At 41.2% G+C, this 16,651-nt stretch carries 19 protein-coding genes and 1 pseudogene; 14 read left to right on the forward strand and 6 right to left on the reverse strand.

The window, feature by feature from the left end; genetic code table 11:
- The first annotated feature begins 68 nt into the window (after positions 1-68).
- The 7 genes from JCM16418_RS23430 (at position 69) to JCM16418_RS00980 (ending at position 5,007) form a co-directional block, all read left to right on the forward strand.
- Positions 69-524 carry a hypothetical protein gene (locus JCM16418_RS23430; RefSeq protein ID WP_052019957.1) on the forward strand — a complete coding sequence of 152 codons (456 nt, stop codon included), beginning with the start codon at positions 69-71 and terminating at the stop codon, positions 522-524.
- Positions 525-543: 19 nt separating this feature from the next.
- A complete protein-coding gene (locus JCM16418_RS23435) occupies positions 544-1,176 on the forward strand; it encodes a DUF4349 domain-containing protein (RefSeq protein ID WP_242403671.1) in 633 nt (210 codons plus the stop codon).
- A 154-nt stretch (positions 1,177-1,330) separates the two neighbouring features.
- Positions 1,331-2,017: a Na-translocating system protein MpsC family protein gene (locus tag JCM16418_RS00965; RefSeq protein WP_036645268.1), complete on the forward strand. Its 687-nt coding sequence runs from the start codon at positions 1,331-1,333 to the stop codon at positions 2,015-2,017.
- A 101-nt stretch (positions 2,018-2,118) separates the two neighbouring features.
- Complete coding sequence (locus JCM16418_RS00970; RefSeq protein ID WP_036645270.1) at positions 2,119-2,520, forward strand: response regulator; 402 nt, start codon at positions 2,119-2,121, stop codon at positions 2,518-2,520.
- A gap of 230 nt (positions 2,521-2,750) precedes the next feature.
- The gene (pdaA, locus tag JCM16418_RS00975; protein ID WP_242403696.1) at positions 2,751-3,491 is read left to right on the forward strand and encodes a delta-lactam-biosynthetic de-N-acetylase; all 741 of its coding nucleotides are present in this window, start codon (positions 2,751-2,753) and stop codon (positions 3,489-3,491) included.
- 153 nt (positions 3,492-3,644) lie between these two features.
- Positions 3,645-3,776 (forward strand): hypothetical protein, encoded by a 132-nt coding sequence (locus tag JCM16418_RS26195; protein WP_256203020.1) that lies wholly within the window; start codon positions 3,645-3,647, stop codon positions 3,774-3,776.
- 85 nt (positions 3,777-3,861) lie between these two features.
- Entirely contained in the window at positions 3,862-5,007 is a 1,146-nt protein-coding gene (locus JCM16418_RS00980; protein WP_036645276.1) for a phosphodiester glycosidase family protein, read from the forward strand.
- A gap of 93 nt (positions 5,008-5,100) precedes the next feature.
- On the opposite strand, the gene JCM16418_RS00985 is transcribed toward JCM16418_RS00980, so the two are convergent.
- Together JCM16418_RS00985 and JCM16418_RS00990 are read right to left on the reverse strand one after the other, a co-directional pair.
- Positions 5,101-5,958, reverse strand: coding sequence for a DegV family protein (locus JCM16418_RS00985; RefSeq protein WP_036645278.1), 858 nt, complete (start codon positions 5,956-5,958; stop codon positions 5,101-5,103).
- 65 nt (positions 5,959-6,023) lie between these two features.
- Positions 6,024-6,479, reverse strand: a complete 456-nt coding sequence (locus tag JCM16418_RS00990; protein WP_052019959.1) for a hypothetical protein — start codon at positions 6,477-6,479, stop codon at positions 6,024-6,026.
- A 174-nt stretch (positions 6,480-6,653) separates the two neighbouring features.
- Here JCM16418_RS00990 and JCM16418_RS00995 point away from each other — a divergent pair, with 174 nt between their 5' ends.
- Entirely contained in the window at positions 6,654-7,034 is a 381-nt protein-coding gene (locus JCM16418_RS00995; protein ID WP_081765280.1) for a DUF423 domain-containing protein, read from the forward strand.
- 83 nt (positions 7,035-7,117) lie between these two features.
- Here JCM16418_RS00995 and JCM16418_RS01000 read toward each other — a convergent pair whose 3' ends face one another.
- Positions 7,118-7,651: a hypothetical protein gene (locus JCM16418_RS01000; RefSeq protein ID WP_036645284.1), complete on the reverse strand. Its 534-nt coding sequence runs from the start codon at positions 7,649-7,651 to the stop codon at positions 7,118-7,120.
- A gap of 208 nt (positions 7,652-7,859) precedes the next feature.
- Here JCM16418_RS01000 and JCM16418_RS01005 point away from each other — a divergent pair, with 208 nt between their 5' ends.
- Positions 7,860-8,168 carry a YunC family protein gene (locus JCM16418_RS01005; protein WP_373280683.1) on the forward strand — a complete coding sequence of 103 codons (309 nt, stop codon included), beginning with the start codon at positions 7,860-7,862 and terminating at the stop codon, positions 8,166-8,168.
- 206 nt (positions 8,169-8,374) lie between these two features.
- Here JCM16418_RS01005 and JCM16418_RS01010 read toward each other — a convergent pair whose 3' ends face one another.
- The 3 genes and pseudogenes from JCM16418_RS01010 to mtnK form a co-directional block, all read right to left on the reverse strand.
- Complete coding sequence (locus JCM16418_RS01010) at positions 8,375-8,977, reverse strand: hypothetical protein (RefSeq protein ID WP_242403672.1); 603 nt, start codon at positions 8,975-8,977, stop codon at positions 8,375-8,377.
- A gap of 212 nt (positions 8,978-9,189) precedes the next feature.
- Positions 9,190-10,272: an S-methyl-5-thioribose-1-phosphate isomerase gene (mtnA, locus tag JCM16418_RS01015; RefSeq protein WP_052019960.1), complete on the reverse strand. Its 1,083-nt coding sequence runs from the start codon at positions 10,270-10,272 to the stop codon at positions 9,190-9,192.
- Positions 10,269-11,491: pseudogene (mtnK, locus tag JCM16418_RS01020) on the reverse strand (S-methyl-5-thioribose kinase). Before mtnK ends, mtnA begins: the two are co-directional and overlap by 4 nt.
- A gap of 280 nt (positions 11,492-11,771) precedes the next feature.
- Here mtnK and JCM16418_RS01025 point away from each other — a divergent pair.
- The 5 genes from JCM16418_RS01025 to sufU all read left to right on the forward strand — a co-directional run bounded on the left by JCM16418_RS01025 (position 11,772) and on the right by sufU (position 16,642).
- Positions 11,772-12,239: a Dps family protein gene (locus tag JCM16418_RS01025; RefSeq protein WP_036645290.1), complete on the forward strand. Its 468-nt coding sequence runs from the start codon at positions 11,772-11,774 to the stop codon at positions 12,237-12,239.
- Positions 12,240-12,894: 655 nt separating this feature from the next.
- Positions 12,895-13,677, forward strand: coding sequence for a Fe-S cluster assembly ATPase SufC (gene sufC, locus JCM16418_RS01030; RefSeq protein ID WP_036645293.1), 783 nt, complete (start codon positions 12,895-12,897; stop codon positions 13,675-13,677).
- Between the two features lie 26 nt (positions 13,678-13,703).
- On the forward strand, positions 13,704-15,008 hold the full coding sequence (gene sufD / locus JCM16418_RS01035) for a Fe-S cluster assembly protein SufD (protein WP_036645296.1): 1,305 nt from the start codon (positions 13,704-13,706) through the stop codon (positions 15,006-15,008).
- Between the two features lie 7 nt (positions 15,009-15,015).
- Positions 15,016-16,224: a cysteine desulfurase gene (locus tag JCM16418_RS01040; protein ID WP_036645299.1), complete on the forward strand. Its 1,209-nt coding sequence runs from the start codon at positions 15,016-15,018 to the stop codon at positions 16,222-16,224.
- Positions 16,214-16,642, forward strand: coding sequence for a Fe-S cluster assembly sulfur transfer protein SufU (gene sufU, locus JCM16418_RS01045; RefSeq protein WP_036645302.1), 429 nt, complete (start codon positions 16,214-16,216; stop codon positions 16,640-16,642). Before JCM16418_RS01040 ends, sufU begins: the two co-directional genes overlap by 11 nt.
- The last annotated feature ends 9 nt before the right edge of the window (positions 16,643-16,651 follow it).

A 16,651-nucleotide genomic window follows, 5' to 3' on the forward strand; every position in this document is an offset into this window, starting at 1 on the left:
AGGAATTTATATCACAAAATAGATAATGTGAAAATTCCTTAATTAAATTCTTATCAGGGGGAATATGTATGCTTAGGCGGGGGTCAAAGGGTCTGATTTGTATGTTTATCACTATAGCTATTCTACTTGCGATGAGTGGGTGTGGTTCTTCAAAAAATTCAACAGAGAACTCAACAGAGAGTAAAGCGGCAGACAGTGATGGAGCACCCATGATGACTGAAATGCTTAGCTCAAAGGATAAAGGTACGCATGATACAAGCGAAGTGGCAAAGGCAGAATTAGGCAGCAAAACGAATAATTCGGGCAAAGCGACAGATAAGGCTTTACAAAAGGCAGAACAGACAACGGCTATTGGAGCAGGATTCAACGCTAACCAATTAAGTGCCGGTCTTAACAAAAAGTTAATCTATAAAGCAAATGTAGTGATGCAAATAGGGGATTACGCTTCGGCTCAGAATGAAGTACGAAACTTAGTAACTATCGGGTGGTTACATTGTCAACTACACAGAAACACAGTCGGCTAACGAACAAGGTGGAACCTTCGTGATGAAAGTTCCAGCTGACGGTTTCTCTTCTTTCCTAGGAAAGATAGAGAAGATTAAGCATAAAACAATACAACGGAGCATGGAAGGCCAAGACGTTTCCGAAGAATATGTTGATTTGGAATCTCGTCTGAAGGCAAAGCAACTAATGGAAGAGCAGTATACTGCATTTATGAAAAAGTCTACGAAGACGAGTGATCTTGTATCCTTCGCGAATGAGCTAGAGCGGATTCAGACCGAGATTGAACAAATCAAAGGAAGAATGCGATATATTGACCAAAATGTATCTTTTTCAACCGTTGAGCTGCGTTTATATCAGTCAGAGAAAGACATTAAGAATACCAATGAAGTCACGCCAGAGGATCCACTGTCTACAAGAGCCTCCAATGCTTTACAGGGATCACTTACCGTACTTATCGATGTACTTCAATGGACCGTTATTATTCTATCAGGGGCTGTGCCTGTTCTTATCCCTATCGCAATCATTCTTATTATTGTACGGCTTATACGGCGTTCCAGACGTAGTCGGAAGGAAGAGGCTGCAGAGAGAAGAAGAACACTGAATCAGCAGAGTTCTCCTATGGTGAATCGCCCTGAACTTAATCAGGAAGAAGATACAAAGGATGAGCAGTAGAAATAATGCTAAATTTAAGAACTGGTGCGGATTGATTCCGTCCAGTTCTTTTGTGGGTATATAGGATTACATAACCTTGAATTCGATGTTAGAGCATAGGAATATTCATTGCTTTAACAATCGCTTTGCACTATTATTATAAGGAGAGATCTTTATGTTGAACACGGTTGATCAAACCAATCAGATCGCCGCCTTTACGAGTAGACTGTTACGTGACCGGTTTGGCAAAGGTCCTGAATCGGTACATGTATGTATCGGCCAGCAATGTATCTCCATACATATTCGTAATTTTATTGGACCTGTAGAGAAATTTTTATTGAACAAGAAGGAAGAAAAGACGTTTCGTTACACTAGAGAACTACTGATGCAATCGTTGCTTCCAGAATTGCTGGAGTTTCTAAAGCAAGAGATGGATATCACCTTAGATATAAATGAACTATATTATGACTGGGGTTTACATAACGCTTCAGGTATTATCGTGGGTCTATTGCCGTGTCATACACATTCATCGGAATTATATACTGGACGTGATGAGCTGCATAATCAGATTATACGAGTGACTGGAACCGTTCAAAGAGAACCCGATTTTATATATTCTTGGTGGATGAATCCCAAGACATTAATTGTTGTACGTGAAGGTCTTATGATTTTACTGGAGAAGGAATTGGTTCAACTCGGATTTGATGAAGTTTTGAGAACAACAAAGAGAAAGCTTGAGAAGAGATATCTAGAGGAAGAGACTTCTAACGATATGATTGCTGGTAAACGAGTGGCTGATCTTTATGTGGACTGGAACTTCGAACAGGATAAAAGCGTTATTGCCTACACGTTTTTTGAGTAAGATTGGTAGTAGTGAGTCGAACATGGAGTGACCATGAGTCGAACATGAGCCAAAGATGGAGCACATTGCTCCTTCTTTGGTTTTTTGTATTGGAGGGAATAATGGAGAGAGAGCACTATACTATTTTATGTGTTGAAGATAATTCAATGAACATGACGTTGATGCATCATATTTTCAAAAAGATTCCTTATGTTACTTTATGGGAAGCTGTGTCTGCTGAAGAAGCATTGGATATGGTCTATAAAGAGCAACCGGATATCATTCTTACAGATATTCAGCTGCCGGGTATGGATGGTTATGAATTTCTAAACATACTAAAGAGTGATCACAGAAATTGTAACATTCCAGTTATCGCTGTGAGTTCTTTTGCAATGGAATCAGATATAGCGAGGGGCCATGAAGCTGGTTTTAGCGAATATATTACGAAACCCATTAAATTAAAATCATTCTTGCTGGTTATAGATACGGTAATAGGACAGCTTATTAAGCAAACAGAGTACTGACGTATTCTCAAATCATTTTAGTGAAGAAGGAACGGAACTGGCTAAGCAGCTGGATACGTTCTTTTCTTTATTTTAAATTTCATGGCTAGATTTTTGATTGCGAAATCACATAACTTTGTGTGCATGGTGGCATATTACCAGTAGTTTGTTAATCAGACAATCTATACGCGTATAGGGGTGACTTTCCAATGAAAAATTTTGCTATGGCAGCGTTAGCAGCAATCGTACTCATGTGCGGCGTTAGTCAGGTGGCTGAAGCAGCAGATACGGACAAGCCATATCATTTTGGGTTTAAGAAAAGTAAGAACGGACAGCTTCCATCAATTAATGAGGAAGGTTTTAAGCCGATTTTGCAAAAGAATGGAGCCATCTTTCTCGGAGATACGTCACGAAAGGAAATCTTTCTAACCTTCGATAACGGTTATGAGAACGGATATACTTCAGGCATTCTCGATTTGCTTAAAGCCAAGAAGGTGCCGGCTATATTTTTTATAACAGGTCACTATTTGAAAGATCAACCTGAGCTCGTTATCCGTATGGTTAACGAAGGGCATCTAGTGGGAAATCATTCGTGGTCACATCCAGATATGACTCAGATACCAAACGGACGTTTGAAAGAAGAGCTAGATCAAGTGAAAGATGGAGTGAGCCAACTTACGAATCAGAAACGTATGGATTTTGTCCGTCCTCCGAGAGGGATCTTCAGTGATCGTACGCTTGCTGCGGGACGAGCTGACGGGTATGCAAGTGTATTCTGGTCGGTAGCTTACAGGGACTGGGATCCCAAGAGTCAAAAGGGCTCTTCTTACGCTTATCAGCAGGTGATGGCCCAGCTTCATCCTGGGGCGGTTATTCTGCTACATTCGGTATCTAAGGATAACGCACAGGCGTTATCACAAATTATTGATGATGCTCGCAAACAGGGATATACTTTTTTAAGTTTAAACGACATGAAACTTAAGGTTTACTGATTCTGTCCTTTAGTAGCATTATATATCTTAAAAACCGCCAGCCCTAGGGCTGGCGGTTTTTGGCTTCTCAGTGATCAAAGATAGGTTCCGATTCCCAATGGGGTGTCTTATAAGAAAAAGTAGAGTTTACATAGAACAAAAAATATTCGGCATATGGTCGTACACGCGCTGCTTTCCGCACTGCGGGCTTTTGGAGTGGGGATGGTGCTGAGCCATTTATTCTACCGGGATCGACCGTTCGTTACTTTAGATCGTGGTAAAAAATTGAATAAGTTGTCGATATAAGGAAGATTACAGAAACTTTACCCAATAATTTCACGTCTATTATACTATTGGATTGTGAAATGAAAGATATGGGGGAAATAAGACAATGGAGCAAGCATCATTGCCAAAGCGTTCAACATTAAGAAATAACAATAATCCTAAAACGACGAATTCTAAAAAAAAACATAAGAAACGTAAACGAGGGTTTATTCGTTTTTTTACACAACTTGTATGGACTGTGCTAGTGCTAGGAGCATTAGTAGCGGGGTGGTTGTTTTTGACCACATCAGGGAATAATTTTCGGTTTCTTGTTGCGGATACGCTCATAACAACGCAGCATCGCTATTTGGCGAAATATATTATTGGTCAGGCGGAACTCGATAAGCGTGTCGTTGAATACAATGCTCGGTTTGAGGAAATGGGGAATGAGAAGGATACCCATAAAATACAAAGGCCTGTTCAATCTGTTGCTGAAGAAAAGAAACCCCTTGTTGAAATTGAGGAAATTTCCGGTACAGGTTATCGTGGATATGTAATGATTGTTAACGATCCCACCAAAATTAGGCTTGGTATTCCTAAATCCAAGGGAAAAGGGGAAACGGTTTCTAATATGGTTAGTAGGACCGGGGCCATCGCAGGCGTGAATGGCGGTGGTTTTGATGACCCCAACTGGAAAGGGAATGGTTTTAAACCCATTGGTGTCGTGATTTCACAAGGAAAACTATATTATAATGGTCTTGGCAAAAATCGATCTACGCAAATTGTTGGTATTGATAAGACAGGTAATATGATCGCGGGGCATTATTCTCTTAATGAATTAAAGGATATGGGGGTTCAAGAAGCCGTCACGTTCCAACCAAGAATTATTGTAAACGGAAAAGGTTTGATCAAGAATTCTAAAGAAGGCTGGGGCATTGCTCCACGTACAGCTATGGGACAACGGGAAGATGGAGCTATCATTTTCGTTGTCATCGATGGTCGACAGCCTACGTATAGTACAGGGGCGAATCTCTACGATGTCCAGCAGATTATGTTAAAGCATGGCGCAGTGATTGCCGCAAACTTGGATGGGGGTTCTTCTACTGTACTTGTGAAGGATAATCAGATCGTGAACAAGCCTTCATCCCAATATGGAGAGCGGTATTTACCTACAGCATTCCTTGTATTTGAACATCCCGAACAAGTCAATATTCCAAACGTATGGGCAGGATTGAATGCGAGTGATATTGATGGTGGTAAGAAGAAAAAATAAGGGATTGCAGCATAATGCACATTATGACCTCATTAAAAGAAAGACCATTCACAATGCGAATGGTCTTTCTTTTAATGGTTTGTATAGTGCTAGTTACGCACGTATTTTCTTAGTATACATAAGACCAATGGTTTGTGGACCGCAATGGCTGGAAATAACGCAGCCTGCAGTAGATAGCAAGACTTCACGAGCTCCAGTTTGCTCTTTAAGAGCCTGTTGAAGGAATTTAGCTTCTTCCTCTGCAAATGAATGAACAACAAATATGAGATCATTATCCATCTGTTCTTTTTGCTCAACAGCACGTAATAGGAGTTGCTCAAGTGCCTTTTCCTTCTTACCTCTAACTTTGTAGGCCGGTGTCATTTTACCATCAATAACTTTAATCACCGGACGAATTTTGAGCAGGCTAGCTACGAGATTCTGCATACCGGAGCAGCGTCCACCCTTGTGAAGATACTCGAGTGTATCAATTACAAATTCAGTTTCAACCTCAGGCCGGGTCTGTTCAAGCATGTTTAGGATATCATGTATATGCTTACCCTCCTGAACAGCTTGCACGGCTTTCATAACGAGGAGACCGATAGCACTTGATAGATTTAAAGAATCAAATACGCTTACTGCACCTTCTGGAAATTCAGCTGCGGCAATGAGAGCATTTTGATACGTTGCGGATAACTCAGACGACAGACTGATATAGAGGATCTTATCTCCTTCAGAAATAACAGGTGCAAAGGCAGACATGAAGTCAGAAGGAGAAGGAGCAGCTGTTTTAGGCAAATTCTTGAATTCTTCTACCTTACGATATAAATCTGCGGTTGTGATATCTACACCATCTTTGAGCTCTTCTTTTCCAAATATCACGTATAAAGGAACAATCCCGATTTGATATTGATCAATAAGGGAACGAGGCAAGTCACTGGTGCTGTCTGTAAATATTTTAATAGTAGACATGAACATCTCCCTAGACATTTATTATTGAATAACAAGCAGAATGGATAGTTAGTGGGCCACAACCATTATAATGCTGTGGAGTATATCAATGCGAATACAAAAAATCCTCCGATACCTAATACAATGAAGGAATTGAGAATTAGCCCAATGACGGCGAAGAATCGTTTCCGCTGCTTCATGACCGTACCTACAATACCAAGCACAACGCCTACAATATTAATGACGACGAATGCTAAGATAATGATTACGACAACACCAATGCCGAAGACCGATTTTGAGTCAGGGGATAACGTGTTATCTCCATTGATATAAGGGGCAATAATAGATCCCATAACAGCAACGCTGATGATGTAGCCAAGAAGAGTCACCAGACTAATAACAAAGGATGCTAAACCTGGGCCAGAATGTTTAAGTACGATAGGTGGAATAAACGTTGAGTAAGGGTGCTGTAAATCCGTCTCTTGAAACGCCTCTTGTGACACATGTTGAGGTGTTTCATCGGGAGGCAGATTAGGGTCCATAATGAATTCTCTCCTTTAAATTTAAATATGTATGGTTCTTACTCTTCCATAAGATGAGTTAAAAATCAAGCTTCTTTCAGGACAAGCGTGAGATGGTGGAAATAAGAGGCTCAAATAGGTTAAGATATAACTTAGATTGTTACAAGTTTAACAAGCATAAAGGGGATGGAAGCCTTGCAACGCAAGTTTATGATTTTAGGAACGCTCATGGCCATGCTTTCCGTAGCTATTGGAGCATTTGGAGCTCATATGCTTGAGCCTATCGTGGGTAAATCGGCAGTTGAGGTATATGAAACAGGTGTTCAATATCAGATGATGCATGCATTAGGTCTTATTCTGATCGCTTTTGCTGCTGGTTCTTGGGGAGATTCACGCAGACTGAACTTCGCAGGGTGGCTACTATTCGTGGGCATCATCCTATTCTCAGGAAGTCTTTATGCGCTTACGATTTCAGGAGTTAAGATACTTGGTGCAATCACTCCTATAGGTGGCGTCGCTTTTATTATAGGATGGCTGTTATTTATGATCGAAGCTTATTCAAGAAAAAAACAGTAAATATTAGTTTGTTTTAAGTTTACACAAAAAAAACCCGCTCTAGGCTGAAAATTAGCCGAGAATCGGGTTTTTTGTTGTTCATTTTAAATGAATTCGTCGACTTCATTTAAGCTAAAAGTGTAAACTTGTTTCTCATCAACATGATATACATTTAAAAGTTGCTTATCTTCATCAAAGTTTAAAATGCGGCAGGGCATACTAATATGCTGGCCATTGCGGTTAGCAGTCAGACGAATTAATCGGTTATCGCGAATATAAACGCGAATCCATTCATTAAGCTCGGTTCCTTGATCAGCGCGATTGTCATCGTTTTTAGCCTGAGGCAATGTAGGTTTTAAGGGTATATCGACTTTGGCCTTGATTTTCTTAACCTCGGCTGCTGGGGAAGAAGAGGAAAGTCTTGATTTTGAAATCAGGGACTTACGTTTTTCTTGAAGCATTACGTCTATAATTTGTCCCAATTCCATGCCTGATTTAATTTTGAAATCCGCAATTTGATGATGTCCGCTTAACATTTCTAGCAACGCTTGCAATGCCAAAGCATTAGTACTGTTTGTGATTAGAATGTCGACATTGAATAAAAAGCCAGTGTCCTCATGTGTTTGTTTCTTGTCCATAGATCCTCCAGCCTATTACGAGCAAAAATGTTTCGTAAGCTTAATAAATAATATCATGAACGCGAATACATTCATAGTCCTAATGTCGTGGGAAAGAGCAACTTTATTCCTATATATATTTGACTATTTATTAGCAATCGCCTACACCAAGGTCATCAGACAAGAATACACTTTATCGACAGAAATGATTTTCACGATAAGGAGGTATATGGCATTGGTAACGATGATACCTATACAGATCGGGGAGCATACGTTAGTAGGCGTTGAAGTAAAGTTGCCTAAAACAACGTTGCTTACTATTAATACCTCAAAAGGTTATATTATGTGCGGAGCTCTAGATATAGGACTATTGAATGAGCGTCTAGCTGATCGTAAAATTATAGCGGGCAGAGCTGTAGGTGTTCGTACGCTTCAAGAATTGTTAGATGCACCCCTTGAATCCGTTACAGTCGAAGCAGAGCTAATGGGAATAAGGGCCGGTATGGCAGGACACGAAGCACTTCTTCATATGTTGTAAGAAATCTTTGTCTATGTTTATTTCGTTTTCATGAAAATAATCAATGGAAGACATGCTTATTGACCTATTAGCTATATCTTGGTTTTCGTTACTAAATACTAGAGGATTATGTTCAAAATTAGAGCATAAATCCTCTCTTTTGATTTAAACAATATCTACTATATAGAAACGAGATCGCTTAACCAATAGTGAACATGTATTATACGTTAGTCAGCCCTTAAAATGATTTCATTGATTTCAGTGCCAATCAAATTATTTTCAAAGGGTTCTTTGAACTTTCTGAAGATGAATTCCATACCAGAAATATCATCAGGTAAAGGTGGAGATATGACGTAATTATGAGATGAGTGTCCAGAGGTACTTGTTCCACTATCCATTCGACAGTCGTATTCTTCTCCTACATACAACTCAAAATAAATGGGGATATTGGAATGTGTCGAATGGTCTCTTGTTATGTCCCAATCCATATTAAAGGTAATTACGCTTGCATTACTATATTGCCGAACAGAGATTAACGAATAGAAAAACCCCCCATATTCCAAGGATTTTAGAATAGGAATGTGCTTTCTGAATCCTTGTGGCTCAATAACCGGTTTATAAAACTCTTCGCTTCTAAAAGCACCGAATACCTCTTTTAAATAATCCTCATACAGGCCGAAAGAAATGGACCATTTCTCAATATACTCGAATGGTGGATAACCTGGATTATTGTTCGAGATTTCCTTGCGTTGTTTAAGTAATTCACAAATCTGCTCATCTATATGGAGAATTCTCTCATCATAATGCTGGGTTGGACGTTCAAATGGCATCCGTTTCATCATACTCCTCCGTATTCATCATTGCATTCGAAATAAGAATTATTAGGAATGTGCTTCTTCGTCTTTATCCTCTTGTAATCTCTTGTTGTGTACTTAACGCAATGAAGCGAGATAAAGTTATTGAAATTTTTGAATGTAGCTTGTGCACAAAAAGGACGATACCTATTCGCGAGTGAAATAGATATCGTCCTTTTTCATTTTGTTTAAAATAAAGATGCTAGATTTTCAGGGAAAGGCGCACGTACAATCCCTTTTTCAGTGATGATTGCAGTGACATATTCATTTGGCGTGATATCGAAAGCTGGATTGTATACCTTAATGCCTGCTGGAGCTGTACGTTTACCAAAGCTTTCGGTAATTTCATCCCCTGAACGTTCTTCAATCGGGATGTCATTTCCCGTTGGTGTATTGAGATCTATCGTTGAGAGTGGGCATGCCACATAAAAAGGGATACCATGAGCTTTAGCTAATACGGCTACACTGTAGGTTCCAATTTTATTGGCGACATCGCCGTTAGCTGCGACACGATCCGTACCGACAATAACCGCTTGAATCCAGCCTTTAGCCATGATCATGCCGGCCATGTTATCACAGATCAGGGTGACATCAATACCTGCCTGCTGTAGCTCAAAGGCTGTTAGCCTTGCTCCCTGCAGCACAGGTCTCGTCTCATCGGCATACACTTTCAGGTGTATGCCGCTCTCGTGAGCCAAATACATTGGTGCAGTAGCAGTACCGTATTTGGCTGTAGCCAGCCCACCAGCGTTGCAGTGGGTCAGCACACCCATTCCATCTTGGAATAAAGGGAGTGCGTTCACCCCAATGAGACGGCATACCTCCTCATCCTCTGCTTGAATTGCAGAAGCCTCAGCTAGTAAAGATGCGTTTAGAGCTGCTATCGTACCGCCCTCACTGACAAGTTTCTGAGCTGTATCTTTCATTCGATCCAGTGCCCAGAATAAATTCACAGCTGTGGGCCGAGATGTTGCTAGGTAAGTACAAGTGTCTTCAACTTGCTTCATCCATTCATTAGGTTCTTGAGCTGCATACTTTCTAGCGCCGAGCACAACCCCATAAGCGGCGGCAATGCCTATTGCTGGCGCGCCGCGAACCTTCATCGAATGTATCGATTCCCAAACTTCTTCTGAATGATATAAATCCAATAAAACAATGGATTCCGGTAGCAGTCGCTGATCCAGAAGAATGAGATGCTCGTCCTCCCATTTCACGGATGAGAGGGGCTCATTATTTTCTTTTATATCGGATCTAATAGTGTCTAAACTCATAGCGAAACTCCTTTAAATGTGGTTGCCATGTGAATCAAAGATATGAAATCTGCACCTGACTGAAGACCACGATGGTTGAGTACAAGCTGTTTACCAATAGCTAGTGCCTTGCGCTGTGCCGCTTCACGGGCTTGATCATCGGCAATGGTCTCTATGTCTGCGACATGCGATAGACCTACGATTCGGCGAATCATCTTGCAACCCGCAAAACCCACAGTATCGCGAAGGACTTTGGTAACGTAAATATCCTGATATCCAGCGTCTTAGCCATGTGATCCTGTGTATTGGCATTCCAGAGGGAACGGAAACGAGATTCAAACTCATTCCACACATCGACAACCATTTGTAGTAAACGATCCTCTCTTTCTTGCCTTACTTCTTCATTCGAACTTAATCCAGTCTGTGCTGCAAGGTTTAACAATAAATTAGCTATAACTGCACCAATATCAAAGCCCATCGGTCCGAAATAGGCGAACTCTGGATCAATAACTTTAGTTGATTCTGGTGTTGCGAAAATGCTTCCTGTGTGCAGGTCACCATGTAGCAGTGCTTCTGTACGTGTTAAGAAAGCTTCACGTAATAAGGCAACCTCAAGATGCAAAGCTGTATCTTCACGGAGTGCTTTGGCTTCATCGGCAATGACATCTGCATAATTATTATTATCCGATAATCGATAGGGGTCCTCAAAGATGAGGTCTTCAGTAATTTTACATAGATCAGGATTAATGAAGTTTTTGACGAGATTCTTCTTTTCTATAGGACCGATTGCGAGATCAGAAGTAAAGAACAAGGTTCTTGCCAGAAACTCACCAATGTGAGCTGCAAACAAAGGATATGATTCTCCTTCAATTAAGCCTTTACGCATAATCGTATAGTCACTGAGATCTTCCATTGCCGTTATGGCGAGAGCTTCATCGTAGGCATACACTTGGGGTACAAGCCCTGGGCAAACACGATGCTGCTGTTGAAGAGCTTCGCGTTCAATGCGTGCACGATCAAGTGATAATGGCCATGATTCGCCTACAACTTTTGCATAAGGCAGAGCTTGTTTGACAATGATACTGTTAGTGCTGTGCTTATCGGTAATATGAAACACTAAGTTTAAATTGCCATCGCCAATTTCCTGACATTCTAGCTCTGCATCTGCTGGGAAGTGATTAGGAATATTCAGTGCATAAGCAATGGCCTCATCGACGTTTAAAGGATGATAAATGGGCATAAGTCACCTCCGAAATTGATAACGTTACATTAGAAAAGCCAACTTCTTTACTTGGTATAAAACAGTATATCGGATAAGGGAGGCAAGTTGTACCTTTTTTTGTATGATAATCGAACAAATTTGTTTCGGCTGAGGATGCCATGGGTAATAAAAAGCAGAGGCGGACGGGCACTTACATAGGCCAGTTTAGCACAGAAAACTCTCTAACTTCGGATACACTCTATACTCACCTGAGTATAGAGAAAATTCTAAAATAATTAAAAAAAAGGACGGGATTATCATGGCAAAAACAACATCCAAATCTAAAACATCAACTTCTACACTTGAACAGTTACTAAATCAAGAAGTAGCTAACTTAAATGTACTGTACGTCAAAATTCACAATTATCACTGGTATGTAAAAGGTAATAACTTTTTCACACTTCATGTGAAGTTCGAAGAATTATACAATTTCGTTACTCTTAAAATGGACGAAATTGCTGAACGTCTCTTGACCATTAAAGGTCAACCCGCTGCTACAATGAAAGAATATCTTGAGCTTTCCACCATTCAAGAAGCAGATGGTAGTGAGGATGCATTGAAAATGGTTCAAAATTTGGTAGAAGATTTCGCAACGGTTGCTGAAGGATTGCATGAAGGCATTCAATTGGCAGAAGAAGCAGAAGATCAGCCTACTTCAGATCTTTTGACAACGGTTAAAGGTGAACTAGAGAAGCATATGTGGATGCTTCGCACTTACTTGGGTTAATTATTAAGAGCCAAGAAGATAAAGTGTTAGTAGTTGAGAAAACTGCACCCTCTGGTGCGCTGGTCTCCAGCGCACTTTTGTGGTGTCAGTATAGCTGGTGTATGTTGGCTAGACCATCAAAGACATGAATTGGCATATGGAAAACTGGATATCACTGCATTTATACAATGACGTATGGGAGACAGGGTTCGCTTCCTACGGGTGTCTTACCTTATGCTAAGCGTCTTCGCCAGTTGAAGAAACCCGCTGCAGAGTTTGCGATAGGGTTCACATTTCAGTCCCATGGAAAAAATAGAATGATAAATCTGGAAATCATATGCATTTCAAAATAACCGTTGGGTGACGAGCGAGTACGCCGGTACCGGATGATGTTAGAAATACGTTCTGTTTTTCAGATTTATCAAGGCAAACACAGCAGATAATGAAAACAGGCTTGGCTGAAAATACAGCTAAGCCTGTTTTCCATAAGCAAAAGTATAGCTAATACAAAAATAGGCAGGTTGATATGATCTGATATTTGTTATAAACTTAATGATAATCAATGAGAATCAATTTAGACTTATTACAAGTTAATACTTATTATGATGCCGATTGAAATCTGGGGAGCTACCCCATTCAAATTTAGGTAAAACAATTAACGGAGGGAATAACGAATATGGCTACGAATTTCACCATTGAAGGACTTAAAGCATCGATCGAAGGTAAGGAAATATTGAAGGGGATTAACCTTGAAATGAAAGGCGGAGAAATCCACGCCATCATGGGACCAAACGGTACGGGTAAAAGTACTCTTGCTTCCGCATTAATGGGTCACCCTAAATATGAAGTAACAGAAGGCGTAGTAACGCTAAACGGCGAAGACGTGCTGGATATGGCTGTTGATGAGCGTGCTCGCGCAGGTCTTTTCCTAGCTATGCAGTACCCAAGTGAAATTACAGGCGTAACGAACTCTGACTTCTTGCGTAGCGCTATTAATGCTCGTCGTGAAGAAGGAAGCGAAATCTCCTTGATTCGTTTCATCCGTCAAATGGAAGCAAAGATGAAGGAACTTGACATGAATCCTGAATTTGCTCATCGCTATTTAAATGAAGGATTCTCAGGCGGCGAGAAAAAACGTAACGAAATTTTGCAAATGATGCTGATCGAGCCAAACCTAGTTATTTTGGATGAAATTGACTCCGGTCTTGATATTGATGCACTTAAAATTGTAGCTAGTGGCGTAAACGCTATGCGTAGCGAAGACCGTGGTTTCTTGATTATTACCCACTATCAACGTCTACTTAACTACGTTAAGCCAGACTTTGTACACGTAATGATGCAAGGACGTATTGTGAAATCAGGCGGACCTGAGCTTGCTGAGCGTCTTGAAGCAGAAGGTTATGACTGGGTTAAAGAAGAACTTGGTATCGAAGACGAAACTGTAGGACAAGAAGCGTAAACAAACGGAAGGAGGAGAACCTAAAAATGACAACACAAACCATTCTTCCGGTAAACGCTGAAGGTCTGAGTGAACTGTCCAAGCGCAGTAATGAACCGGCCTGGCTCACGGAAAAACGTCTGAATGCTTTGGAAATGGCAGCAGAGCTTGCTTTGCCTAAGCTTGAGAAGATGAGAATCGAACGTTGGGATATTCAAAACTACGGTAGTCACAAGGTAAGTGATGCTGTAACTTCTTTGAATGATGTACCAGCTTCCATTCAAGAATTGGTCAAAGATAAAGAAGACGCAAGTCTTGTGATTCAACGTAACTCGGGTACAATTTATACTAAACTTTCTCCAGAACTTGCTGCACAAGGGGTTATTTTCACAGATCTCCAAACTGCAGTTAAAGAACATGAAGAGCTGGTTAAAGCTCATCTGTTTACGGTTACGACACCGGAAGAAAGTTCTGTAACTGCACTTCATGCAGCTCTGTGGAATGGTGGAGTATTCCTCTATGTTCCTAAGAATGTTGAAATTTCAGTTCCACTTCAAGCCGTTATGCTTACGGATGAAGAGGATGCAACATTTGCACCGCATATTCTAGTTATTGCTGATACAAACAGTTCTGTCACTTATGTTGACAATTATGTATCCGGCGATAGCACGAAGGCTATTGTTCATAACGGTGCAGTTGAGGTGTTCGCTAAAACAGGTGCTAAGGTTCGCTATGCAACCATTCACCAATTAGGGGAGCATGTTACAGATCTTAGCTATCGTCGTGCTGTTTTAGATAATGACGCGTCTATGGAATGGATCGTTGGCGAAATGAACAGTGGAGATACGATGAGTGACACGAATTCTATTCTTAAGGGTAGCGGGTCAACATCGGATTCCAAGATTATCGCAATCGGTTCTGGTTCTCAGAAACTGAACTATTCGACTCGTGCGGTTCACCATGGTAAGAACACTTCAAGTCAAATGATTACACGTGCGGTTATGCGCGAACATGCGACAGCCATCATCAATGGTATTACGAAGATTGAGAAGGGTGCTACGAAATCAGATGGTCAGCAAACGGAAAAAGTGCTGATGCTGAGTCCGAAAGCACGTGGGGATGCAAACCCAATTCTTCTAATTGATGAAGATGATGTTACCGCAGGTCACGCGGCTTCTGTGGGTCAAGTTAATCCAGAACAAGTGTATTACTTGATGTCACGTGGTATTTCACGTGAAATAGCAGAGTCCCTTATCATCTATGGCTTCCTAGCTCCTGTAGTTTCTGAGATTCCTCTGGAAGGATTGCAGACACAGCTTCAATCCCTGATTGAAAGGAAGTTAGGACAATGAATCAAGCATTCTCGAGCAGTTTCCCATTCTAAAGCAGGAAATAAACGGTCATCCTTTGGTATACCTCGATAGTGCGGCAACTTCTCAGAAGCCACGAGTCGTGATTGAGGCACTCCAGCATTATTATGAATTTGATAATGCCAATGTTCACCGTGGTGTGCATACACTCGGTAGCCGTGCAACCGATGCTTATGAAGGCGCGCGAGAGAAAGTGGCTAAGTTCATTCACGCCAAGAGCACGAAGGAAATCATTTTCACACGTGGTACAACCACTGCTTTGAATATGGTTGCCGCTTCGTATGCTCGCTCGGTTTGCAAAGAAGGCGATGAAATCGTCCTAACACCTATGGAGCATCACAGTAATCTCATTCCGTGGCAGCAGGTAGCGAAAGCTACCGGCGCTACGCTAAAATATGTAACGCTTCAACCGGATGGCACGGTTACCTTACCTGAGGTTGAAAAAGTAGTGAATAGCAATACTAAGGTCGTATCGATGGCATATGTGTCTAATGTAATGGGCGTAGTCAATCCAGTGAAAGAAATTGCTGCGATTGCTCACCGTCACGGGGCCGTTATGGTTGTCGATGGTGCACAAAGTACACCTCATATGAAAGTGGATGTACAAGATTTGGACTGTGATTTCTATGCCTTTTCAGGTCATAAAATGTGTGGTCCGACCGGTATCGGTGTATTGTACGGCAAAAAGGCGCTGCTTGAATCCATGGAACCGGTAGAGTTTGGCGGAGAAATGATTGATGAGGTAGGCCTGTATGATTCAAACTGGAAAGAGCTTCCTTGGAAATTTGAAGGTGGCACCCCGATTATAGCGGGAGCGGTAGGTCTTGGTGCTGCTATTGATTTCCTTGAGGAAATTGGTATGAACCAGATTGAAGAGCATGAGAGTAAACTGGCCATGTATGCAATGGATCGGTTATCTGAAATCAGTGGCCTGAAATTGTATGGACCTCGTGATCGCAAAGTAGGACTTGTAACATTCAACTTGGGCGAGGTACATCCACATGACGTAGCTACCGTGCTAGATGCTAGCGGAATAGCTATTCGTGCAGGACATCACTGCTGTCAGCCTTTAATGCGCTGGCTTGAAGCCAGTTCTACCGCTCGTGCCAGTTTCTATCTCTATAATACTGAACAAGATGTTGACCGTTTGATCAGCGCCTTAATCCAGACAAAGGAGTACTTTGGCGATGCAACTTGATGATTTATACCGACGTGTCATTATGGATCATTATAAAAACCCACGTAACCGTGGTAAATTTGAAGATGGAGCCGTTACAGTGGATTTAAACAATCCAACTTGCGGTGACAAAATTTCATTACAGCTTAAAGTGGAAGATGGAATTGTGAAGGACTGCAAGTATACAGGTGATGGCTGCTCCATCAGTATGTCTTCAGCATCAATGATGACGGAAGCTGTTAAAGGCAAAACCGTGGAAGAAGCACAAGATTTGGCTTTGCGTTTTTCTTCGCTAATGCAGGGAGAAGATGTCCAGTTTGACGATTATGAAGATATTGAAGCCCTCTCTGGAGTAAACAAGTTCCCAGCTCGCATCAAATGTGCAACACTGGCTTGGAATGCGCTGCGCAAAGGAATTAATGAAGAAGAGATTCACTAAATAGGGAGG

The sequence above is a fragment of the Paenibacillus pini JCM 16418 genome, from assembly GCF_000576305.1.
In the GTDB taxonomy this organism is placed as follows: domain Bacteria; phylum Bacillota; class Bacilli; order Paenibacillales; family Paenibacillaceae; genus Paenibacillus_AQ; species Paenibacillus_AQ pini.